Raw genomic sequence first — 23,551 nt, forward strand, 5'->3', positions numbered from 1 at the left:
GTATATTAAATAATAAAAACTGAACTTCTAATGAAAACAATTACTAATTTAATATTTATAGCTTTGCTATTTGTTACAGCATCATTATCTGCACAGGAACATGGTCCTGTTTTAGGAGGCTCTTTAGGAACATTGCATGAAAAAGTGAGTGTGGTTTCCAGTAATTTTGAGGGATATAAACTTCATTATCATATTGGATATGCTTATCGGCAGTATTGGGGTAATCGTAAATTTGCAATGGATGGCATTGCTCTTTTTGGCTCGCAGGGGACTGATTATCAAGCCTTCAATTCGGATAGTCCTAAGTATAGTGTAAACGGAAAATATCTATCAATAGGGACTGTGTTCAGTTATGAATGTTTTTCTAATTTTAGACTTGGAGTCGGAGCAGATGTGGCTTGGTATGTAAATCGATTGGGTGCATCTACTTATAATAGCAAAAAAAATGCGATCGATATACCTATTGTGGCAAGAGTTAGTTATACGCTGAAATGGCTTGAACTACAACTATCTTATAAACAAGGTACTTGCAATCTGATGAATACTAGTGGTGTTGGAAAAGTAACTTCACGAAATATTCAATTTTCTGTTTTTATGCCAATATTTAAATAATGAGTGTTGAAGTAGGAGAATATAGGCTTGATTGTGCTATTTATAGAAATAGAATATGCAGTCTTGCCTTTGTGTTTATTCTTCTATCTTCACTTTGACATAAATTGCACATTCATTTTGATATGTATATGATTTCTTTGTACTTTTGTACCCATTCATCCAGTAAACTTGCAAAAGACAATGAATCAGATACATTCCGTATGCGTATACAGCGCATCCAGCACTAAGATAGCCCCCGTATATTTTGAAGCAGCCGAAAAACTCGGCCGCCTGCTTGCCAAACAACATATCCGTCTGATAAACGGTGCCGGAAGCATCGGACTGATGCGCTCCGTAGCCGACGCAGTTCTGAAGAATGGCGGTGAGGTGACAGGTGTTATCCCCCACTTCATGGTCGAACAGAACTGGCATCACACAGGGTTGACGGAATTGATCGAAGTCACTTCCATGCACGAACGCAAGCAGAAGATGGCGAATCTGAGCGACGGCATCATTGCCTTGCCGGGCGGATGCGGCACTCTGGAAGAATTGCTTGAAATCATCACATGGAAACAGCTCGGACTGTATCTGAATCCGATTATCATTCTGAATATAAACGGCTTTTTTGATCCGCTGTTCCAAATGCTCGAACGGGCAATAGAGGAAAACTTCATGCGCCAGCAACACGGTGATATATGGAAAGTGGCACAAACACCGGAAGAAGCGGTGGAGTTACTTCAGACAACTCCCGTATGGGACGCTTCTATCCGTAAATTTGCAGCCATATGATAGCCGATATACTGAACTCCGGATTCGAGGGAATCCCTATCTCCTACTCTCCCCGTACGGATGATGTGATTGCCTTGACATTGCTTGCCTGCTTCTTTCTTTCCTCCATCGCTCTGGCTCGTGGAAAGAAGTTTCTCACCCAACAGGTGAAAGACTTTGTACTGCATCGCGAGCGGACAAGCATTTTTGATAGTTCTACGGCAGCCGATGTGCGCTATCTCCTCGTACTGGTAGTGCAGACCTGTGTATTGACAGGTATCGTGTTCTTCAATTATTTTCATGATACATGTCCGATGCTGATGACCAAGGTCTCCCCTCTCCTGCTATTGGGGATTTATGTCGGCTTCTGTCTTGCCTATTTTTTACTGAAATGGTTACTTTATATGTTCCTCGGATGGGTGTTTTTTGACAAAAACAAGACAAATATATGGCTGGAATCTTATTCTACGCTCATATATTACGTCGGATTCGCCCTTTTTCCTTTTGTTCTATTCCTTGTTTATTTCGATCTGAATCTGACCAATTTAGTGATAATCGGACTAATTATTCTAATTTTTACTAAAATATTGATGTTTTATAAGTGGGTAAAGCTTTTTTTTCATCAATTAAGTGCGGCTTTCCTATTAATTTTGTACTTTTGCGCTCTTGAAATCATACCCTGTCTGCTACTCTATCAGGGAATGATCCAGGTAAACAATGTATTGCTAATAAAAATTTAGGACGTTGAAAATTAAAAAAGTACTAGTTTCGCAGCCTAAGCCTGCGTCAGAGAAATCTCCCTATTACGACATAGCAGAGAAATATGGCGTAAAAATAGATTTCCGGCCGTTTATAAAGGTCGAGAGTCTTTCGGCGAAAGAATTCCGGCAACAGAAGGTTTCAATTCTTGATCACACTGCCGTTATATTCACTTCACGCCACGCAATCGATCACTTCTTTAATCTGTGTACGGAGCTGCGTGTGACTATTCCGGAAACAATGAAGTATTTCTGTGTCACAGAAGCGGTTGCATTGTACATTCAGAAGTATGTGCAATATCGCAAACGTAAAATCTTCTTCGGTGCTACCGGAAAGATTGAAGATTTGGTGCCATCTATCGTAAAGCATAAAACGGAGAAATATCTCGTCCCTATGTCGGACGTGCACAATGATGATGTGAAAAACCTGCTCGACAAGAATAACATACAGCATACAGAAGCTGTAATGTATCGCACAGTGAGCAATGACTTTACATCGGATGAGGAATTTGATTATGACATGCTCGTGTTCTTCAGCCCTGCCGGAGTGACTTCTTTGAAGAAGAACTTCCCGGACTTTGACCAGAAAGAGATCAGAATCGGTACCTTCGGGTCGACTACCGCGCAAGCTGTACGCGACGCCGGACTCCGTCTGGACCTTGAAGCACCGACTGTGCAGGCTCCGTCAATGACGGCTGCGCTTGATATGTTCATCAAGGAAAACAATAAATAAACAGCGTGAGCGTATATACTTTGCGTAAAGCCGAAAGGCTGAATAGTAAAATATTGATCGGAAAGATGTTCGAAGGCGGCCATTCCAAGTCGTTTTCCATCTTTCCGATACGCGTTGTATATATGCCCATAGAACAAGGTGAAGTGCCGGCAACGATACTTATCAGCGTATCGAAGCGGCGTTTCAAACGTGCTGTAAAGCGCAATCGGGTGAAGCGGCAGATACGCGAAGTCTACCGGAAGAACAAACAGCCACTGCTGGACGGTTTGCAAAACAAAGGGCAGCGTCTGGCAATTGCTTTTATCTATCTGTCGGACGAACTTGTAGCCACTGCCGAACTGGAAGAGAAAATGAAGACAGCGCTTTCGCGCATTTCTGAAAAGTTATCCTTATGAAACCCCGTGCTCACCGGGTGTCCGTCTGCTGGATGTCCCTGAAAAGTCTTGTGAGGAAGGTGTTTTCATTCTTACTGCTGATTCCTATCTATTTTTACCGGGTGTGTATTTCGCCCCTTACCCTTCCGTCTTGTCGGTTTACGCCCACCTGTTCGGCCTATGCGGTCGAAGCAATCAAGAAACACGGTCCCGTCAAAGGACTCTATCTGGCTGTCCGGCGTATCCTCAGATGTCATCCGTGGGGTGGTTCCGGTTATGATCCTGTGCCTTAAAAACGATTTACCCTAAAGAACGAGAGATATGGAGAATAATGCGAGTCATATTCTGGATATTCATACTCACAAGTCGGAGGATGTTTCCCACGGTAAAGCGATTATCAATTATCCATTACCGGTGGATGATTCGCTGTGCCTGTCGGCTTCGGATGTCAGGACGGCAGGTAAAGAGGGATATTTCTATTCGGCCGGCATTCATCCCTGGAAACTGACGGAGCGCAATGCGGAAGAGCAATTTGAACTTCTGCAGCAGTTGCTTGTGAAAGAGCAGTTTGTGGCGGTAGGAGAGGCGGGGCTCGATAAACTGACAGCTGCTCCGATGGAGCTTCAGGTAAGGATGTTTGAGAAGCAGGTGGAATTGTCGGAGAAGTATCGGTTGCCACTGATTATTCATTGTGTGAAGGCGATGGATGAGTTGCTGGCGGTGAGGAAGAAACTGAATCCGGCTCAGTCCTGGATTTGGCACGGCTTTCGCGGGAAACCGCAGCAGGCGGAGCAACTGATAAAAAACGGCATTTATCTTTCTTTCGGTGCGCACTATCCGGAGGAAACGGTGAAGGGAGTGTCTGTCGGTCACCTGTTTCTGGAGACGGACGACAGTCCGGTCGACATTGAAGAAGTATTGAGGCAGGTGGCGAAAGCACGAAGCACGGATGTGGAAGAGCTGCGGCAGGCGATTCGGGAAAATATTCAAAAAGTCTTTTTTAGGCGTTAAGAGTTGTATCTTCCGAGAAAGAGTCGTACTTTTGTCGCACATGGAATTGAAAGACAATAAAAACCTAATAAAAAGAGTAATACGATGAATTTTGTAGAAGAATTGAGATGGCGTGGCATGCTGCAGGACATCATGCCGGGAACGGAAGAGTTGTTAAACAAAGAGCAGGTGACTGCCTATTTGGGTATCGACCCGACTGCCGATTCGCTACACATTGGTCACCTTTGTGGAGTGATGATCCTGCGTCATTTACAACGCTGCGGCCATAAGCCGCTGGCACTCATCGGTGGCGCTACAGGTATGATTGGAGACCCTTCCGGAAAATCGGCAGAACGTAACCTGCTGAACGAGGAAACATTGCGTCACAATCAGGCGTGTATCAAAAAACAGCTTGCCAAGTTCCTCGACTTCGAGTCGGATGTGCCTAACCGTGCTGAATTAGTGAACAATTATGACTGGATGAAAGAGTTTTCTTTCCTTGACTTTGTTCGCGAAGTAGGTAAGCATATCACTGTAAACTATATGATGGCAAAGGATTCTGTAAAGCGTCGCCTCAACGGAGAAGCACGTGACGGACTGTCATTCACCGAATTTACTTATCAGCTGCTTCAAGGCTACGACTTCCTTCATCTGTATGAAACAAAGGGATGTAAACTTCAGATGGGCGGTTCCGACCAGTGGGGCAATATCACCACCGGAGCAGAATTGATCCGCCGTACCAATGGGGGAGAGGTGTTCGCGCTGACTTGCCCGCTGATTACAAAGGCTGACGGTGGTAAGTTTGGCAAAACTGAATCCGGAAATATCTGGTTGGACCCTCGTTATACTTCTCCCTATAAGTTCTACCAGTTCTGGCTGAACGTAAGCGACTCTGATGCAGAACGCTATATCAAGATTTTCACTTCGATCGAGAAGGAAGAAATCGAAGCATTAGTGGCCGAGCACCAGCAGGCTCCGCACTTGCGTGCTTTGCAGAAACGTCTGGCCAAGGAAGTGACTGTCATGGTTCACTCCGAAGAAGATTACAATGCAGCGGTAGATGCGTCTAATATCCTGTTCGGTAACGCTACTTCCGAGTCATTGCGTAAGTTGGATGAAGATACGTTGCTGGCTGTATTCGAAGGCGTTCCCCAGTTTGAAATCTCTCGTGACGCCTTGGCGGAAGGAGTGAAGGCTGTTGACCTGTTTGTTGATAATGCAGCTGTATTTGTTTCGAAAGGCGAAATGCGTAAATTGGTTCAGGGCGGTGGCGTATCATTGAATAAAGAGAAGCTGGAAGCTTTTGACCAGGTCATTACGACTGCCGATCTGCTTGACGAGAAATATCTGCTTGTTCAGCGTGGTAAAAAGAACTATTTTCTGCTGATCGCGAAGTAAAAATCAGCGATTTGCAAGGTGGCAAAGTAAAAAAGTAATCGAAATATTTGGAGGTTTGCTTGCAAACCTCTATCTTTGCACCGCTTTTTAACAGAAAGCGCATATGTTTGTCCTATGGTGTAATGGTAGCACAACAGTTTTTGGTTCTGTTTGTCTAAGTTCGAATCTTGGTAGGACAACCAAAAGGAAGCTCTGATAATCATTGATTATTGGAGCTTCCTTTTTTTATATCGTTTTGTATCATTGAAAATAGTCGTCAAACTCCTTCAAAACGTATTATAGTTCGTTAAAAAGATGTACATTGCATCAATTCTGGACATTTTTGGTGGATAATTGGAACAAAATTGCAAGGTTAACCCGTTTTCTTTTACTATTTTTGCATCGTGTACGTAAACGATGTGCATTTGAGAAAGAGAGCTTATTCAATAACTATAAATAAATAAGGTATGAAAACGAACTATGAAATTCGCTATGCTGCGCATCCCGAGGATGCAAAAAGTTATGATACTGCAAGAATCCGTCGCGATTTCTTAATCGAAAAAATATTTGTTCCCAACGAAGTGAATATGGTGTACTCCATGTACGACCGTATGGTTGTAGGCGGCGCGCTTCCGGTAGGAGAGGTGCTGACACTCGAAGCGATCGACCCGTTGAAGGCTCCGTTCTTCCTGACCCGTCGTGAAATGGGTATTTACAATGTAGGCGGACCGGGCGTAGTGAAAGCCGGAGACGCGATTTTCGAACTTGACTATAAAGAAGCCCTCTACCTTGGTTCGGGCGACCGTGTGGTGACGTTCGAAAGCAAGGACGCTTCCAATCCTGCCAAATTCTATTTCAACTCACTGACCGCACACCGCAACTATCCCGACCGTAAAGTGACGAAAGCGGATGCCGTAGTGGCTGAAATGGGCTCGTTGGAAGGTTCCAACCACCGTAACATCAATAAGATGCTGGTCAATCAGGTATTGCCTACCTGTCAGCTGCAGATGGGTATGACGGAACTTGCTCCGGGAAGCGTATGGAACACGATGCCTGCCCATGTGCACAGCCGTCGTATGGAGGCTTACTTCTACTTCGAAATCCCCGAAGAGCACGCTATCTGCCACTTTATGGGTGAGGTGGACGAAACTCGTCACGTATGGATGAAGGGCGATCAGGCGGTTCTGTCTCCCGAATGGTCGATCCACTCGGCTGCGGCTACCCACAACTATACCTTTATCTGGGGTATGGGCGGTGAAAACCTCGATTATGGCGATCAGGACTTCTCATTAATTACAGATTTAAAATAAACAACTACAATAGTTTTCATCATTTAATAACAAAAAATTATGAATCAGTATTTGAATTTTTCTTTGAAAGGTAAAGTAGCTCTCGTTACAGGTGCTTCTTACGGTATCGGTTTTGCAATTGCTTCTGCTTACGCGGAACAAGGCGCTACTGTATGTTTTAACGACATCAACCAGGAGTTGGTAGACAAAGGCATGGCTGCCTATGCTGAAAAGGGAATTAAAGCTCACGGTTATGTATGCGACGTAACAGACGAACCGGCTGTTCAGGCAATGGTTGCTACTATCGAGAAAGAAGTAGGTACGATTGATATCCTTGTTAATAACGCCGGTATTATCCGCCGTGTTCCTATGCACGAAATGGAAGCTGCTGACTTCCGTCGTGTGATTGATATCGACTTGAACGCTCCGTTCATCGTTTCTAAGGCTGTGTTGCCTGCCATGATGAAGAAGCGTGCCGGTAAAATCATCAACATCTGCTCTATGATGTCTGAGCTGGGTCGTGAAACTGTATCGGCTTACGCTGCTGCCAAAGGTGGTCTGAAGATGCTGACTCGCAATATCTGCTCTGAATATGGTGAATACAACATTCAGTGTAACGGCATCGGCCCGGGTTATATCGCTACTCCGCAAACTGCTCCTCTTCGTGAGAAACAAGCAGACGGAAGCCGTCACCCGTTCGATTCATTCATCTGCGCCAAGACTCCTGCCGGTCGTTGGTTGGATCCGGAAGAACTGACTGGTCCTGCCGTATTCCTGGCTTCTGAGGCTTCTAACGCTGTTAACGGCCATGTTCTTTACGTAGACGGTGGTATCCTGGCTTATATCGGAAAACAGCCGAAATAACGATAACAAGAGATTATTATAAGGTGATAGGGTGGTAAGGAGATTCTTTACCGCCTGTCACCTTATCGTTTTTCTGTTGAATAGTTTACGGTTTATATTTATCCCCTTTCGTTTTTTTACCTGATTCTATCCCCTTATTTGTTGTGTATAATATGAAGAAGATATTTATTCTGGCTGCTATTGCCCTGATGGGTTTTGCCTCTTGTGCTGACAGCAAGCAGTCAATGACGGTTACAGTAACCAATCCTCTGGCGCTGGAGCGCACAGGTGAAATGGTTGAGGTTCCGATGAGTGACGTTACAGCCAAGCTGCAGCTGGCTGATACGGCTCAGATCGTAGTGCTTGGTGAAGATGGTCAGCAAGTACCTTATCAAGTGACGTATGACGAGAAAGTGGTTTTCCCGGCTACGGTGAAAGCAAATGGCACAGCCACTTATACTATCCAATCCGGTACTCCCGACCCGTATAATGTAATTGCCTGCGGCCGCTATTATCCTGAACGTTTGGACGATGTGGCATGGGAGAATGACCTGGGCGGATACCGTGCCTATGGCCCTGCCTTGCAGAAGCGTGGTGAACGTGGTTTCGGCTACGACCTCTTTACGAAGTATAACGCTACGGAACCGATTCTTGAAAGCCTTTACGCTGAAGAACTGGATAAGGAAAAGCGTGCCAGAATTGCCGAACTGAAAAAGACAGACCCTAAAGCGGCTGCCGAACTGCAAAATGCCATCTCTTATCACATTGACCACGGCTACGGAATGGATTGTTATGCCGTAGGTCCTACGCTGGGCTGCGGTACAGCCGCTCTGATGGCGGGTGATACGATTATCTATCCTTATTGCTATCGGACACAGGAAATCCTTGATAATGGCCCGCTGCGTTTCACAGTGAAGCTGGAATTTAATCCGTTGACTGTTCGTGGCGATTCTAACGTGGTGGAAACGCGTGTCATCACATTGGATGCTGGTTCTTACCTGAATAAAACCGTTGTTTCGTATACTAACCTGAAAGAAGCGATGCCTGTGACTACCGGAATCGTTCTTCGTGAACCGGACGGTGTGGTTACAGCAGACGCTGCAAACGGCTATATCACCTATGTAGACCCTACAACCGACAGAAGCGGCGGTAACGGTGAGATATTTATCGGCGCTGCATTTCCTTCACTGGTAAAAGAGGCAAAGACCGTTCTTTTCCCGGAAAAGGAGAAGAAGGAGCTGCGCGGTGGAGCTGACGGTCATGTATTGGCAATCAGCGAGTATGAACCGGGCTCGGAATATACTTATTACTGGGGTTCTGCCTGGGATAAGGCTGCTATCAAGACGGTTGATGCGTGGAATGCGTATATGGCTGAGTATGCGCAGAAGGTGCGTACACCGTTGACGGTGACTTACTAAGACGGTAGTTAATAAACTCTGGTACAAGCATTCTAATATGTCACGACAGGTCTTAATATCTGACTTCTCAGGTATTAATACTTGTCGCGTCAGTTATTAATACCTGAGAAGTCAAGTATTAATAGCTGATAACCCAGTTATATAAGGCTCTCCTTATTTCATTCGAAAGGCTGAAATAAGGGGAGTTTTATTGTCGGGTAGAATATGGGTATAACAAGAAAAACGGTTTTATAAGAGATTTCCTAGTGTGAGTACTATATAAACGAATAATGCAGTACTTAAAATGTATATCCTATCACTCCTGACCATCCATTAACGAGGGCTGATTTTTCCATCATGTCTCTTAAGCCTTTGAATTGAGCGCGTATGCATATCATTTGTTTGTTTTTCCGCGAAAGTTTGAAGTTTACTCCCGCATTGGCGTAATAGCCAGGGTAGACACCATCCAGCCATCTCTCGCTCTTATCATTTATCTTTATCTTGGCATTGATCATTCCACTGAAGTCTGCTCCAAGCTCAACAAATGGTCGCGCCATTCCTTTCGGATAGGTATAGCGTATTCCTAACTTACCCGAAAACATTGTTCCGCTATGTTTAAATATAGTGGATGAATTTTCATTATTCAATGATCTTGCAGAGGATGTTATGCGGGAAAAAGACACATCAAAACAACCACTGAGCGAACTCATCCACCGTCTATTGCTGATAGCTAAAGTGACTCCTGCCAGGTAAGATAGTTCGGGTGAGCTATAGAGCCCGATCGGACTACCCGATGGTACATTATATTGAATAACTCCTACATAAGGAGTTATATCTAACTGTATTGAACGTTTATCTTCTTTTGCTTCAAATTCAATGCAATCTTCATTACTGGTACACATTGCATAATGATATTCTTTTGTGATTTTTATCATCTCCTTTCGGCTGAAACGAGCCCGGTCTATTTGGGGAGCCAGGCTTGGGCAGTCTTTGAATGCGTAATGAAGAAGGGGAATATATCGGTCAGTCTGGCCTTTAAACTGTATATTGGTAGCCTGCTTGGACAGTTTGGGCGCATCTATTTTTACAAGGGTATTATTATCTTCAACAAAATAGATTGGTATGTTATCTTCTGTCTCATAGTAGTACAAGCTTTTCATTCCTTGTAGCAAATATTCGAGAAAGACGGGGGTAGAGACACCGTATTTCAATTCTATGTTCTTGGAGACATAGTATTTACCGTCGTCTGTAAAACGGTATCCCAAGATTTCGAAAGGATGATAGGTTACTGGTTCGGTATCATTACCTTGTGATTGAAAGACGCAGCGTTTAGCATTCATCTTATCTGTACGGTAGTCGATTTCTCCATATATTGTGTCTTTCTGAACAGTGATGATAAATCCCGGACGATAGTTGTTTTGTGCGTAAAGTACAGGGATTAATAGTAGGCATGTCTTTAAACATATTAGTCGGAAAAGAATCATTTTCATATGTGTGATTGTTGGTTTAACTTTTTTGTGTGTCCGAAAGATACGAATTAATTTAATAATAACATCATCTTTTGTATTGCTTTTTATATGGAAAAGGATAATGTAAAGGGTGTCCAATGTTGAACACCCTTTATATGAATAATTAATGTAAAGCTAAATCTTATACATGTTAGAGAGACAGACTTAGCTAAGCACGCTTGCCGTCTTATTTGCTTAGTGTAAGAGCGTTGAATTTCTCCAACCATCCTGCACTTCCTGTTCCCGCAGCACCGGAGAATGCCCAGTAGGCAATGCCATTGACTACGTCTCCATCCCAGGAACCATTATCACCAAATACCAATGCAAATTTGCCATTGATGGATGACGGATAAGCAACATATTGTGTTGACATATCCCAACTGACATATCCACCTTCAGACAATGTTACTGTATAGATGTTATATCTCCCAGCATATGTTCCTAAATTAAGACCTCCCATTGTGAGTAAGGCCTCTCCATTATAGATTAACGGTAGGTCAAAGAAATTGGAAATACCTGACAAGTAGAAGATGGTAGGTTCCTCTTCATCCTGAACTACTTCTATTTCTCCAGCTAGAGTACTATCATCTCCATCAACAAAGGATACTCTCCATTTGCCTGCGATGTCTTTCAATTCATACTCTCCAAGATGATAGTAAATCGTTTTTTTACCTGCGGTAACTTTAACTGCCGCTCCTCGTGGGGTTTTATCAGCACTCGCAGCAACATTAAATGTTATAGTTCTGTTTTCTTCGTCAAGTGTGTATGATAACCAACTTTGGGCTTCGGCGGGTACTTCTATTGAATAAGATGCTGTGGTTGAGAAAGATACTGTAGCAGAACCACCTGCATAAGTAAAAGCATGCCCCAATTCTGATTTATTATACAGAATAACACAGCCACCCTGTGAAACAGGAACCAAAGTGGATGCTTCACCATCTGTTATGGTTACAGCTGCCGTACGTCCGGACATATCATTATTTTCAATGACAGAAACATTTATAATATCTCCATTCACGCTTACGGTACACCAATCTTTATTGGAGGTAGCAGTAATTTCACTTATTGCGTTAACTTTTATTGTACCGGTTCCTCCAGCAGATTCAAATGTGACATTTGAGCTAACAATCTGCAAAGAAGATGTTTCTTTATCGTCGTCGTTACTACATGAGAAGACGAATACGCATAATAATAATGCAAATATGCTTGTTATTTTCTTCATAATATGCTATTTGTTAATTAATCAACTTTTATCAATGTTACATCTTGGAACATTGTAGAGAATCCATACCAACCGTCTGTTTTTTGATATACCAGCAACATAAGGGTGCAAATAGGATTGTTTACATAAGTGAACTTAATTGTAAGCGGATCTGTATTTGCAATACGTCCTTGGAATACAGCTGAGTCATCTGCATAGAAATTGCCTCCGGGAATTCCTGGATATAATAATACGTTGTAACCTTGATATACGCCAACTGTCTGAGAAGGTACATCAATACAGTCTGTTGTCATATTATAGTTATAGACAAATTCAATAGGAGTACCACTCAAAGCAAAATTCATTGCAAATGATTTTCCTATCATTTTTTGTTTGAGCTCAAGTTGTATACGTTGCCCATTTGCTAATTGTAGTATATAGTTGCCTAAATAGTTGAGATATCCTTCCGGACAATAGAATTCTATTTTTGCATCTACACCTGTATCTGTACAAATATATGTAAGGTTTTCATTATCCCATTTGAAGTTGTTTATTTCTACTCCATTAACTACTAATGGTTCATACATTTTAATGCCTTCCTCTGTATATATGAACGGATATAGACTTACGGTTGTTTCACCGGTTTCGTCTACTTTGGTAACTGAGAAGGCATGCTCTTCCTGTCCCATTTTAGTTATTTCCTGACCATTCACAATTAACTTATAGGTTACATATGAAGCCTGTGAAACGACATTGGCAATATTGGTCAGTTTCTCTTGCCAATTTGTTTCAGCAGGCAGAGGTGTCATGATCAACGTTACTCCATGTTTTTTCCCAGTCAGTACGATCTTTTCTTTTGAAACGCTTCTGAAGACGAACTCATAATCTCCGGCATATCCTGGTGAATTATAACCACTCGGTTCACAGAATTCGTGAATTAATTCATTGTATGAATCAAAACTTAATTCTGTTCCCTGGTATGATTCAACTTTATACAAGGAAGTAGATTCTTCTCCAATTTCGTAATTATCTGTAGCGAAATCTGCAGCCATAATTACATTATTGCCATCAAATCGTGCCAAAACATTGAAGCCACCATATTCTCCGTCTTCTCCTGTATAATACTCGAGTAACCACCCATTGGCTGCGCCCTTTAAAATCTCCTGACATTCGTTGACGGAGGCTATAGCCCGTTGTGCAGAAGATTCATCAAAGATATCATCTTCATTAAACAGACACGATTGCATCATCAGGCAAACGCAAGTCAGTAAGCCATATATTTTAATCTTTCTCATATCCTACAATTATTAAAGCGTACTTAAATCTAATTCGGTAATTTCACTTTGCCGGCGCAAAACAATTTCGCGCAATTTGTCTAAATCAAGTCCCCAGGAATTGAGCATGTAATCAAATACAATCTCAAATTTCTTTTCTATGATCGGTCTTCCTGTTGTGCCGGCACTTGCTAGCATATCTTCCCAAGTACTAGCGTCATTGGTGACATAAATAGCAACCATCTCCGCAAAATCTTCCGTAGCACGGTCCATTGCATAAGGAGAGATAAATCCTTTTTGCAGAGCAACCGACTCAGATACCCTATACCAGCTTGAACCTACGTAGTCGGATTCCGATATACGATCGTATGATGTATCATAGGCTTTTTTCTGATTAAGAATATGTGTAAATTCATGATGCATTGTCTTGAAATAGTACTCATTTAATTGAGCTACACTGAGATTGTTTTTATCTATTTCATTTACACGAAACAGGGTTACTTTCATTCCTCCTTCAGCTTGTCCGAGGATCATACCTGACTCGGTATAAGCAACATTTCCAATGAACTGGAGTAGCTTAGGGACATACGTACGGGTCATGTCAATTCCCCATATTTCGTCATAAGCTTCCATCCATACAAATTTTACAATCTTAGCCAATGTAATTGCGTTGTCATACTTGGCTGGAACCAGATGATATTCTACATCCGTTTCATTGTCATCCAGACGATATTTTACCTGGATATTATAAGTGTAAACATAGTTGTCAAGTAGCCATTTGTCAAACTCGTTGGGCTCATAAACTTCAGTAGGATCAAATATACTGCGTTTGGTATCAATATCATCTTTATTACATGAGCCTAAAAAAACGGCTATAGTAACGATCAATGTATATATTATATATTTTTTCATAACTTATCGATTTTTATTTAGTTCTAGGGTTTGGTTTTAATCCGGCTGAAATAACATCGCTCGGTATCTGTATTGCTCGACGAGGATCATTGGGTTCCAGCTTATCTGTGACGGTAATAGTACCATTATCATTCATTAAACGACGATAGATAGTAATACCGTAGCGTTTAATATCCTGCCAGCGTAACCCTTCATGTAAAGTTGTTAAACGTCGTGCATGAAGTATGCAGTGGATTACATTTTCCTGTGTTTCATTTGTTATAGTAAAGTCGGGATTCAATTTTTTCTTAACTGTAGATTCAGTAGGAGTGTAATATTCCATGCTTCCGTAGAAATCGTTTATAGATTCTGTGGTAAGCGGGGTAGTAGAACGTGTGTATGCTTCTCGCCATATATTTAAATCAGCAATTGCCTGTGGATACATTTCTTTCATCGCATAAGCTTCTGCACGACAGAGTAATGTTTCATCTGTAGTAAATGCTGCATTGATCATGTGTCCGTTGATTGTTCCGGCTACTGCGTCAACCACTTCTTTATATTGAGTTATTTTCATAACAACGATTTTGGTCGGCAGTGCACTTGAGTTGCTCCAAACACCCATGTAATAGTCACTTCCCCAAGGACCAACAGAATTGCATGTCTCATTGCCTACTTTCGGTCCATGGGCGTATCTTTCGCCTAGTCCATAAGGTGCATGAACATATCCCCAATAAGAACCTGCACTGACCAATAATAAGTTAGCGCCATTCGTTGCATCTACATAAGCATTTGGCTGAACACTGCCATTTATGTCTAGTGCACCCAAAGATTTCCAGTCGCGTACAGAGGTGGCTGGATTGCTTCCTAATACTTTTGTTGCGTAATCGATCACCTTAGTATAATTGGATTTATCCGATTTTACATAGTACAAGTAAAAGCGTGCAGCAAAAGCTTGAGCTGCTTTCTTTGTAAAGTGATATTTGGGGACTGCATAAATATCAGTAACTAGATCTAGACCTTCCAATAGATCTTTCTCAATATTTTGGTATACCTCCTCTAGAGTTCCGCGTTGATAATCAGGGCTTACGGTTGTCTCTATCGTTTTCATGTAGGGGATACCCAAGTCTGAACTTGCTTGGCTGCTATAAGCGTTACAAAATATATTGGCAAGTAAAAAATGAGCATAGGCGCGACATACTAGGGCTTCTCCCTTTTCAGCGCTAAGAGAAGCTGGATTTCCTGCGTCTTCAATCACTTTCAAAACCTCGTTGCAGGCAGAGATTGCCATATAGCAAGATTCCCAAAGTGCATGGGGAGAGTCCTGATCTTGTTCTGCAGAGTCTGCCCACTTATAGAGATCTTCTTGCAAACGGTTGAAAGAAGAAAAGCGATTCGGATAAGCATCAGTATTGTCTGATGACATTTCCCCCATCTCACAGATTGCTGTAGTAGGATAGGCGGAAAGTAATATTTTGCCAACATTGTTTTCATTCAGCTCGGTACGATTGTCGGGAAGCTCATCTAAGAAATTAGAACACGATGAGAGCCCTATTGCGAGCGCGGCCACACTGGCCATTATTATGTATTTCTTCATATTCGTTCTTATTTTAAATTCTGAACGGTTTCGTCTAACCGTTTGATGAATAAACATTTAACGGAGTATCTGAAAAGTAATGGTAACGACTAGGAAACCGTGCGATTTTCAGCGTTTTGCGGTGTTTTACTATCAAATAACTCTTTCAGGTGCAAAGATACGACAAATCTTTGATATAGTATCCAATACAAACAGTATTCGCCATTTTTTGCCTTTCGATATATACCTATTTGCTTATGCCGTTATTTTTTGCAGATTTGGATAAAAAAGGAAAGGCAAAATTCAGGAAGCATTGAAATTCTTTACTTTAGTTAGTGCAAAAATCGAATAATTTATTGTAACTTTGCAGCGGATTCGGTGTGCATATAATACCATCCCAATTAAGATAAGTCGCAACATATATAGTGGTTTTCAATATGATTATGAACAATTGTACAATATTAACAGGTAAAAACACCGTTAATATTGCATATCATAAACCTTGGTAATTTTTCCACATTCAAATCTAATTAATTCGATTTGAATGTCATTGTCTTTGTAATCCGGCATGCTATTTCAGGCTTGTCGAGAGATTTTTTGTGCTATAAAATCAAGAAACATTCAAAAGATAAAAGGAAAAATTCAAATGGAAAAAATCAGAAATTGGAAACAAGATTTCTATACAATATGGGCGGGGCAAGCTGTGTCCCTGATAACAAGTGGGGTTCTTCAAATGGCCATCATCTGGCATCTGACAAATACAACAGGGTCTGCGATGGTGTTGTCAATGGCGACCTTGGTTGGGTTTCTACCTCAAGCGGTTTTAGGTTCTGCAATCGGAGTACTTGTTGACCGCTGGAACCGGAAAATGGTCATGATTGGTGCAGATGTCATCATAGCTTGTGCTGGACTGGTACTTACCGTAATTTCCCTGTCAGCGGAACTACCTGTATGGATAGTAATGCTCATCCTCTTCATTAGAAGCGTTGGCACTGCATTCCATTCCCCTGCGTTAAGTGCGGTAACACCTCTTTTAGTGCCTGAAGAACAGTTAGTCAAATGTGCCGGCTACACCCAGTCCATCCAATCGGCAAGTTTCATCCTAAGTCCGGCAATTGCCGCTTTTCTCTATGCAAAATGGGGGTTGAATTCTGCGGTTGCCCTTGACGTATTCGGAGCAATAATTGCCTGTATCACTGTTGCAATGGTTCACATCCCAAAACAACCGATTGAAGCGCTGCAGCAAGAAAACTTTTTCACCGAACTGCGCATTGGCTATAACGCAATACGACAAAATAAAGCTCTTTTCACATTGCTTTGGATAGGAGCAATCAATATGTTCATTTATATGCCAATCAATGCGCTATTTCCGCTGATGAGTATGAATTATTTCGAGGGAAGTACCTTGCATGCTTCCGTGGTGGAAATTGTTTTTGCAGTTGGTATGTTGTTGGGCGGACTTCTATTGGGCGCATGGGGAGGTTTCAAAAAGCGCATGGCAAATATCATCGGCTCTATCTTTCTTATGGGAGTGTCATTGACTGTTTCCGGCTTGCTACCAACCAATGGTTTTATGATATTTGCGATATGTTGTACGTTGATGGGCTTTTCTGCCCCATTCTATAATGGAGTACAGACCGCGCTATTTCAAGAACAGATACAACCCGAGTATTTAGGGCGTGTTTTCGGACTTCTTGGCAGCATCATGTCGTTTGCCATGCCGCTTGGGTTGGTAGTGTCGGGTGCATTTGCAGACCAAATCGGGGTAAACCGTTGGTTTTTGTTCTCAGGTATGGCTATTCTGCTTCTCGCTATAATAGCCTTATGTCTTCCACAACTTAGAAAGGTCGACAATCAAAAACAAAAATCATGATTTATGAAACGTAACTAAATCTAAACAGCAATAAGCCTCTGATAGGGAAATACGATTATCGGAGGCTTATTGCAATCTGTTTTAACTACTTATGTAATTCCTCTACTTTTCCTTTGTGGTTGAATTGGCTGTCGTATGCTCTGCCGTAGCCTGTCGAACTGTTCCCTGAACCATTCGCCTATGGGCTGGCGGTTGATTACGAGTGTCAGTTTAGACTTGTCCGCAGGGTCTTTCACCACTTGAAAGCCTGCTCTTTCTGTCGTAAAACTCCGATTATGTTCCTCCGAATAAAGTTTGCCCTCGTATATCAAAGGCTTACCATAAGTCAATGTCGTGGTCTGCCTTTCATTGAACCCGACAAGGCGGCACAGGCTCTCTATTCTCATAATTTCCTTTGCCATAGGAAACCATGCACACAGCTTTTCGATAATGCGTTTCAAACCTGATACTTCATCTTTGTGTCTGACACTTTTTTCCGCCATCTCCTTACGGTGATTCTGCTGTATTTCCAACAACTGGCGGTTGTGCTCGGTTTGCATCGTGTGTATGCGGTTTTGCAGTATCTCAATGGTTTCCTCATGGGTGGCAACTTCCCGATACAGGGCGGTGTTCTCCCTTTCCAAAGTCTTGACCTTGTTGCTCCCGAAAAGAGAACCGACACTTTCAGCTATGTTGGTCGCTGCGGTGGTGGCTGCACCTTTCAGTTTCTCGGTCTGTACCTCTTTCTTGGCTTGTCTGAGTTCCTGTTCGGTTTCGGTTTTCTGCTCCTGTAACCGCTTGTTTTCTGCATCAAGGGCAGCGTTCTTTTTCTGTATGTCCCGATAATACTGTGTCGTGGTGGTGTGCCGTGCTTCGGAACCTCGCACACCTCGCTGTAATCCGTATTTAGCCATAACCCTTGCATAATTGTCGTGGTACGCAATCAAGGTCTGACGGTTGAACAGGTCATCGGCACACAAACGGACGGTATTTGCTTTCTTGTGATACTTCCGTTTGCCGTCTTCCTGCTCTTTCTTGGCTTTGCGCCTTTCACCTGTCACGATGGGAACAATGGCTGCATGGATATGCGGTGTCTTCTCGTCCATGTGAAGATGGGCGGCAACCACGTTCTCCCTGCCGAATGTGGCTTGCAGCCATTGGATGCTGTCGCTGCACCATTCGTCAAGTCTTCCGTTTTCCTGTATGTCCATCATGTCCTCATGTGTTCCCGACAGAACCACTCGGACTACACGGACTTGGTCATGTGTAATCTTCCGCTTGATGCCTGCCGTGTTCAGCCTGTGGGCAATCGCTTCATCCCTGCCATGAACGCCATCGGGGTATTCTATAAGTACCCTGTTCAGATGCGTTCTTGTCGGGTCTGCGTTTTTAGGTATGATTCTTCTCTCTATATGGTCGGATTGTACGGTGTCCGATGAACCTTTTGCTTTCTTTATGTCCAATGAAAAATATCCCATGTAGTTTGATTTTTACGGTTATTGTTATGAGTGTATTCTCTGCCTGTGGCATTGGCTCTCAGGGTTTCCAAAGGGATTTCCCTTTGGCTCGATAGGGAGTTTTTAGCATTACCGTGTAATGCGTGAAGAAAACGCCCTATTGAGCTATGGTATTTCTGTCTAAATACCCTTGGGAAAGCGAACCTGTTCCCCTCTATATTTTCAGCCCTTTCTTTTTCGGTGGCTGCATCATCCGCCTTGCGGATTGTACTTGCTTCTCCTCCTTTATCGGCTCTGTCGATTGGGACAAGAGTTTTTTGCACAGGTACTCGTTCAAGTCATTATACCCTGCATAGTGAACCGACATATCCTGCAAGCGGTCACCCAACATCCGTTGCAGGTTGGCGTATGCGTTCCGTCCTGCTGTGTCATTGTCAAGGAAACAGCCGATTCGGGTATAGGTTGCCAATATGCTTTCCGCTTTCGAGAGGTTGGAAACGGAGTTGAGAATGACGTAATCCTGTGCATTCAATCGTGGGTGTTGCGGATTGTTCTTTACTCGGATGGTCAGGAACGAGAGATAATCCATGAAGCCCTCGAAAAGATAACAGACGGTTCGTGGCTCTTTTTGCTGTCGGATATGGGTGATGTCCTTCGGGGCGACACATCCCTTGAAGTATCTATTACGCACTTCATACCCTCTTGCCATATTCGGGAAGCCGATGGCGAAATAGGGTTTGTCGGCATTCTCAAACCGCAGTTCCTTACACTCCCTTTTGGCGAGTTCAATGTCTATCCCCCTTTCTTGCAGATAGGCAATGAGCGCAGGTGATGACAGCTCGCCAACTCTTAATACCCGATAAGTGCGGTTGTCGGATTGCTGCTTGCCAAAAGAAAACGATGCAGGGCGGATGTATGGTGTCCGTTCCTCTATGCGCTTCAACAGGCAGGTTACATCTTCCGTATGGTAGAGTTCCGCTGCCAATGCGATGATGTTACCGCCCTTGCCAAGTCCAAAATCGTACCATTTGTTGAGTTCTGTGTTTACCTTGAAAGATGCGTCCGTTTCCTCTCTCAGCGGTGATTTGTACCAAAAGCTGCTGCCCTGTTGCTTGACGGGCGTGTAACCCAAACTTTGCAGATAGTCTGCGATTCTGATTTGTTTAACTTCTTGTATGTTCATGATATTCTATAGATTTGATGATGATTGTAAAAACGTTGATTTGTTGAATGGCTTATATAACACATTTATTTACAGAAAGATATTTGCTCAACATCTTCTCAACAAACCACTCGCCAAAAGAGAAATCAACAATCGGGTGCTGTTCCTCTCTCAACTTCTCTTTTCGATTGTTGAGATTTTGTTGAGAGTGTATATTGTTTATTGTCAGCATAGTTATATCCTTATTCATCAATTCAACAAAAAAAAGAATGATATTACAGGGATTCAAGTTGTTCCCTCGTGACAGAATAGAAACGACCGACCCGTTTTACAGGCTCATACCGACACTCCCGATTGTAGTTGAATTGGTAGGTGGTATAGGTCAGTCCGTTGGGTGCAGGCGTAAGTTTCCAACACTCCTGCAACACCTTTCGGACTTGGTGCTTCTCCACTTTTACCTGCGAGTGTACCAGCAACAGAAGAATGTCGTTGTAGCAGAACGAGAATGTGTCCGTGCCGACACTATCCATGATGTCAAGTATCAGCTCGTGCATCTCTATCTCCAGTCGGTTACGGTTGCTGCGGATTATCTTCTGCAAGGCTTCGGTATGCAACAGCGATGGAGCAAACCACATACGGCTTTCCTTTTCGGTGGATAGTGTTCTGTGTTGCAGGAAATGAAGAAAGGCGGGTATCTCCGCTTTCAGCTTTTGCAGGAAGTCGGTATCATCAGACTGCAAGCGGTCTATCTTGCGTACCCAATAGCGTGTTTCCCCTGCATCAATGATTACAGGCAAGTACTCGTTGTTGGAGCATAGCACGAACTTGGCGAAAAACGCTATCTCGTCACGGTCTTTGCCTTTGGCTTCCACCTTGTAGGAAAGTGTGGTGCTTAGGTTCTTCAACCGCTCGCTGTCCTCCCTACGGTTGAGCAGCACCTCGTCCACCACGATAAGCAGTTTGCCGGCCCAGTCGGAATTGAATTGGCTACGGAAATCCTCGTTGGTGTTAAAGGTTACATTGTTCTGAAATAGGAGTTTTAGAAAATTCAGAAATGTGCTTTTGCCTGTGTTGCGTTCCTCTGATACCAACAGCAGGATAGGCAGCTTTTGAATGGGGTACAAGTAGAGCAGTTGTAGGTAGTCCATGCCCAACTCGTATTGCTCCCCGAAGATGTGACCTACCAAAGATTGGATATGCGAGAAATCGCCCTCTTTAGGTTGGTGGTCTATCGGTTCATAGAGGTTAAGGAACTTGCCGACCACGGGATGGTAGCCGATGTGTTCGGGTACGGTGCAGAAGCCGTCATACTTGGGAACGCTGCCGATGTAGTCCTTGCCGTAGTCTTGGCGCAGGGTTTCGTTGTTCCATGCTATGCGTTTCCTTACATACCCTCCGTTCAGTTTGGGCTGCTCCACAATCTTGTAAAGCGTAGTCCCCACTCGGATGAATTCCTCCTTTGCCATGCCACCATCCGATGGCGGTCTGTGGCTGTCTTGTTGTTTGTTAGCTGACATAATCAAATGGTTTTAAGTTTGAAAAATACCAGCTACAAAAGTATAAGCATTTATCGGATAAGTTGTTACGCAAAACGCGGCAGAACGGTGACAAATAGCCCCCGAAGAAAAAACTTTCAATGGTTTGGAACGGAAGTCGGGCAGGACAGACGAAAAAACTCCCAAAAAACGAATGTGGGGATTACGCTTTTCGGGAGAAAAAATTGGAGTTCCTGTTGATATGTCGGTCAGATTATATGCTGACACGCTGGCTTGATTACTCTATTCGTGACTGAATGAATGGATTCCGTCAGTCGTGCAACCAATTCAGCTACGAGAAGTATTCGGCTTTGGCTATGCCGTTGGTGTTCAGCGAAAAGAAGATGCTTGTTTTCTCTTTTCGCAAGTACAGTCTTTCAAGAACGGCATTGCGCACCTGCTTCGCACTGTATGTGCCGATACGGAACGCAAGGGCGATTATCGTTTCAAGGCTGTAAACCTCCATGCTGCACTTGTCGGACAGTCGGATGGTATGCCTTATCTCACACTCATTCAGAATGCCGTTCTTGCAGAGTGTCTTTATCCCTGCCCTGATAGTCGGGGCGGTTACATTGAACAACTCGCAAAGCTCCCACTCACTCATGGCGGTTGCCTGTATATCTTTCGGCATAACTACATTGCCGAACTCGTTCATTGTTATGATGTTTCTTTCCTCTTTCATTATCGTTTGATTTAAGGGTTACTGAATGGCATTGCAAATGTTCTTTTCCATATCCTCCAGTTTGTGCGACAATGTTTCCATATCCTGACTAATCTTTTGGGCTGTGATTTTTGCGTAAATTTGGGTCGTTTTTATGTTGGTATGTCCCAAAAGTCGGCTGACGGTTTCAATGGGTACTCCGTTGGATAACAGCACAGTGGTCGCTGCCGAATGTCTTGCTACATGATAGGTCAAGTGGACTTTTATACCGCACAACTTGGCAATGGCTTTCAGCTTCTTGTTGCAAGTCGTGTTACTCGGCATGGGGAATACTTTATTATCTCTTGTCATACCCCTGTACTTCTCTATTATCTTTCGGGGAACATCCAACAATCGGATATTGGATTCCGTGTTAGTTTTCTTTCTTCGGGTGATAATCCACAGATTTCCGTCAAAGAATGTTTGCAGGTTGTCTTCCGTAAGGTTCTTGACATCGGAATATGCCAAACCTGTAAAGGTGGAGAACAGAAATAAATCCCTGACAAGCTCGTGTGTCTTGTCGGGCATATCGGTGTTCATCATTGTGTGTATCTCCTCTCTCGTAATATACCCTCTGTCCACGCTTTCGGGAGAGTTGATGTACCCTGCAAAGGGATTGAACGGCAGACGACCGTCATTCCTCGCTATGGAAATAATGTGTTTCAGCACAATCATGTAGCCCCAAATGGTATTGGTGCGGCATTTTTTCTCAGTACGCAGGAAATACTCGAAGTCGTTGATGAACGAGAGGTTCAACTCTTTTAACGGAATATCTTCACGCTTGTAGGTATGGGGTAGGAACTCACGGATGTGCTTGCAGACGGTAACATAACGTCGGAATGTTCCTTTTGCCCTGCTGTGTCCCACTTTCTTGGCAAATTCGCTGTTGTGTTGTTCAAACAGTTTTAGCAAGGTTTCCTGTTTGATACCGATGCCGAGATAGGCATCTTTCAACTTGGCAGCAGTGACATAACCGTCCGTCTGCATCAACTCTTGATAACGGCGGTTTATCTCCACTCTGATTTTGTCAACGGCACGGTTGATTCTTTGCGCTTCGGCACTCTTACCCGAAGCACGGTTGTTCTTCACGTCCCACAGGCGCAAGGGAACATCCATCTTGCAACTGAACTGCTTAATCTCTCCGTCCACCGTAATGCGACACATCAAAGGCAGGTTGCCGTTGGGTTTCTCACTGCCTTTCTTCACGTAGAACAATACCTTAAATGTACTTCTCATAACTCACTTTTTTTTGGTTACAAAATTAATTCATAGTGAGTT

The 23,551-nt window shown here is 43.3% G+C and carries 22 protein-coding genes and 1 tRNA gene; 13 read left to right on the forward strand and 10 right to left on the reverse strand.

The window, feature by feature from the left end; genetic code table 11:
* Positions 1-30: 30 nt before the first annotated feature.
* The 12 genes from NBH01_RS02240 to NBH01_RS02295 all read left to right on the forward strand — a co-directional run bounded on the left by NBH01_RS02240 (position 31) and on the right by NBH01_RS02295 (position 9,141).
* Complete coding sequence (locus NBH01_RS02240) at positions 31-612, forward strand: hypothetical protein (protein WP_008767455.1); 582 nt, start codon at positions 31-33, stop codon at positions 610-612.
* Between the two features lie 180 nt (positions 613-792).
* The gene (locus tag NBH01_RS02245) at positions 793-1,380 is read left to right on the forward strand and encodes an LOG family protein (protein ID WP_008767456.1); all 588 of its coding nucleotides are present in this window, start codon (positions 793-795) and stop codon (positions 1,378-1,380) included.
* On the forward strand, positions 1,377-2,099 hold the full coding sequence (locus NBH01_RS02250) for a DUF4271 domain-containing protein (RefSeq protein WP_008767457.1): 723 nt from the start codon (positions 1,377-1,379) through the stop codon (positions 2,097-2,099). The genes NBH01_RS02245 and NBH01_RS02250 overlap by 4 nt, the downstream gene beginning before the upstream one ends.
* Positions 2,100-2,103: 4 nt before the next feature.
* Positions 2,104-2,850, forward strand: a complete 747-nt coding sequence (locus tag NBH01_RS02255; protein WP_008762834.1) for a uroporphyrinogen-III synthase — start codon at positions 2,104-2,106, stop codon at positions 2,848-2,850.
* Positions 2,851-2,855: 5 nt separating this feature from the next.
* On the forward strand, positions 2,856-3,245 hold the full coding sequence (gene rnpA, locus NBH01_RS02260; protein WP_008762835.1) for a ribonuclease P protein component: 390 nt from the start codon (positions 2,856-2,858) through the stop codon (positions 3,243-3,245).
* A gap of 32 nt (positions 3,246-3,277) precedes the next feature.
* The gene (gene yidD, locus NBH01_RS02265; protein ID WP_373151253.1) at positions 3,278-3,517 is read left to right on the forward strand and encodes a membrane protein insertion efficiency factor YidD; all 240 of its coding nucleotides are present in this window, start codon (positions 3,278-3,280) and stop codon (positions 3,515-3,517) included.
* Positions 3,518-3,545: 28 nt separating this feature from the next.
* A complete protein-coding gene (locus NBH01_RS02270) occupies positions 3,546-4,235 on the forward strand; it encodes a TatD family hydrolase (RefSeq protein ID WP_211462034.1) in 690 nt (229 codons plus the stop codon).
* Positions 4,236-4,319: 84 nt separating this feature from the next.
* The gene (gene tyrS / locus NBH01_RS02275) at positions 4,320-5,612 is read left to right on the forward strand and encodes a tyrosine--tRNA ligase (RefSeq protein WP_055229136.1); all 1,293 of its coding nucleotides are present in this window, start codon (positions 4,320-4,322) and stop codon (positions 5,610-5,612) included.
* Between the two features lie 108 nt (positions 5,613-5,720).
* Positions 5,721-5,794: transfer RNA gene (locus tag NBH01_RS02280), tRNA-Gln, on the forward strand.
* Positions 5,795-6,058: 264 nt separating this feature from the next.
* The gene (gene kduI / locus NBH01_RS02285) at positions 6,059-6,901 is read left to right on the forward strand and encodes a 5-dehydro-4-deoxy-D-glucuronate isomerase (RefSeq protein WP_048697346.1); all 843 of its coding nucleotides are present in this window, start codon (positions 6,059-6,061) and stop codon (positions 6,899-6,901) included.
* 39 nt (positions 6,902-6,940) lie between these two features.
* Entirely contained in the window at positions 6,941-7,744 is an 804-nt protein-coding gene (locus tag NBH01_RS02290; protein ID WP_008762840.1) for a gluconate 5-dehydrogenase, read from the forward strand.
* Positions 7,745-7,896: 152 nt separating this feature from the next.
* Complete coding sequence (locus tag NBH01_RS02295) at positions 7,897-9,141, forward strand: BT3233 family polysaccharide utilization protein (RefSeq protein WP_195577233.1); 1,245 nt, start codon at positions 7,897-7,899, stop codon at positions 9,139-9,141.
* Between the two features lie 278 nt (positions 9,142-9,419).
* On the opposite strand, the gene NBH01_RS02300 is transcribed toward NBH01_RS02295, so the two are convergent.
* The 5 genes from NBH01_RS02300 to NBH01_RS02320 all read right to left on the reverse strand — a co-directional run bounded on the left by NBH01_RS02300 (position 9,420) and on the right by NBH01_RS02320 (position 15,588).
* A complete protein-coding gene (locus NBH01_RS02300; RefSeq protein WP_011108708.1) occupies positions 9,420-10,610 on the reverse strand; it encodes a hypothetical protein in 1,191 nt (396 codons plus the stop codon).
* A 205-nt stretch (positions 10,611-10,815) separates the two neighbouring features.
* Positions 10,816-11,850: a BACON domain-containing protein gene (locus NBH01_RS02305; protein WP_008762843.1), complete on the reverse strand. Its 1,035-nt coding sequence runs from the start codon at positions 11,848-11,850 to the stop codon at positions 10,816-10,818.
* A gap of 17 nt (positions 11,851-11,867) precedes the next feature.
* Positions 11,868-13,124 (reverse strand): DUF4302 domain-containing protein, encoded by a 1,257-nt coding sequence (locus tag NBH01_RS02310; protein ID WP_008762844.1) that lies wholly within the window; start codon positions 13,122-13,124, stop codon positions 11,868-11,870.
* 12 nt (positions 13,125-13,136) lie between these two features.
* The gene (locus NBH01_RS02315) at positions 13,137-14,015 is read right to left on the reverse strand and encodes a zinc-binding metallopeptidase (RefSeq protein ID WP_008762845.1); all 879 of its coding nucleotides are present in this window, start codon (positions 14,013-14,015) and stop codon (positions 13,137-13,139) included.
* A 13-nt stretch (positions 14,016-14,028) separates the two neighbouring features.
* The gene (locus NBH01_RS02320) at positions 14,029-15,588 is read right to left on the reverse strand and encodes a RagB/SusD family nutrient uptake outer membrane protein (protein WP_008762846.1); all 1,560 of its coding nucleotides are present in this window, start codon (positions 15,586-15,588) and stop codon (positions 14,029-14,031) included.
* A gap of 625 nt (positions 15,589-16,213) precedes the next feature.
* Here NBH01_RS02320 and NBH01_RS02325 point away from each other — a divergent pair.
* Positions 16,214-17,440 carry a Mef(A)/Tet(V) family efflux MFS transporter gene (locus NBH01_RS02325; RefSeq protein WP_016564142.1) on the forward strand — a complete coding sequence of 409 codons (1,227 nt, stop codon included), beginning with the start codon at positions 16,214-16,216 and terminating at the stop codon, positions 17,438-17,440.
* 89 nt (positions 17,441-17,529) lie between these two features.
* Here the strand turns inward: NBH01_RS02325 and mobV are convergent, their stop codons facing one another.
* The 5 genes from mobV to NBH01_RS02350 all read right to left on the reverse strand — a co-directional run bounded on the left by mobV (position 17,530) and on the right by NBH01_RS02350 (position 23,509).
* Positions 17,530-18,897 carry a MobV family relaxase gene (gene mobV / locus NBH01_RS02330; RefSeq protein WP_022508104.1) on the reverse strand — a complete coding sequence of 456 codons (1,368 nt, stop codon included), beginning with the start codon at positions 18,895-18,897 and terminating at the stop codon, positions 17,530-17,532.
* A 193-nt stretch (positions 18,898-19,090) separates the two neighbouring features.
* Positions 19,091-20,059: a DUF8464 domain-containing protein gene (locus tag NBH01_RS02335; protein WP_016564201.1), complete on the reverse strand. Its 969-nt coding sequence runs from the start codon at positions 20,057-20,059 to the stop codon at positions 19,091-19,093.
* A gap of 254 nt (positions 20,060-20,313) precedes the next feature.
* Positions 20,314-21,555, reverse strand: a complete 1,242-nt coding sequence (locus tag NBH01_RS02340) for a primase-helicase family protein (protein ID WP_016564203.1) — start codon at positions 21,553-21,555, stop codon at positions 20,314-20,316.
* A 310-nt stretch (positions 21,556-21,865) separates the two neighbouring features.
* The gene (locus NBH01_RS02345) at positions 21,866-22,255 is read right to left on the reverse strand and encodes a hypothetical protein (protein ID WP_016564204.1); all 390 of its coding nucleotides are present in this window, start codon (positions 22,253-22,255) and stop codon (positions 21,866-21,868) included.
* A gap of 18 nt (positions 22,256-22,273) precedes the next feature.
* On the reverse strand, positions 22,274-23,509 hold the full coding sequence (locus NBH01_RS02350; RefSeq protein WP_016564205.1) for a site-specific integrase: 1,236 nt from the start codon (positions 23,507-23,509) through the stop codon (positions 22,274-22,276).
* Between the last annotated feature and the right edge of the window lie 42 nt (positions 23,510-23,551).

The sequence above is a fragment of the Bacteroides sp. B1-V-101 genome (genome assembly GCF_023656585.1).
Lineage (GTDB): Bacteria > Bacteroidota > Bacteroidia > Bacteroidales > Bacteroidaceae > Bacteroides > Bacteroides thetaiotaomicron.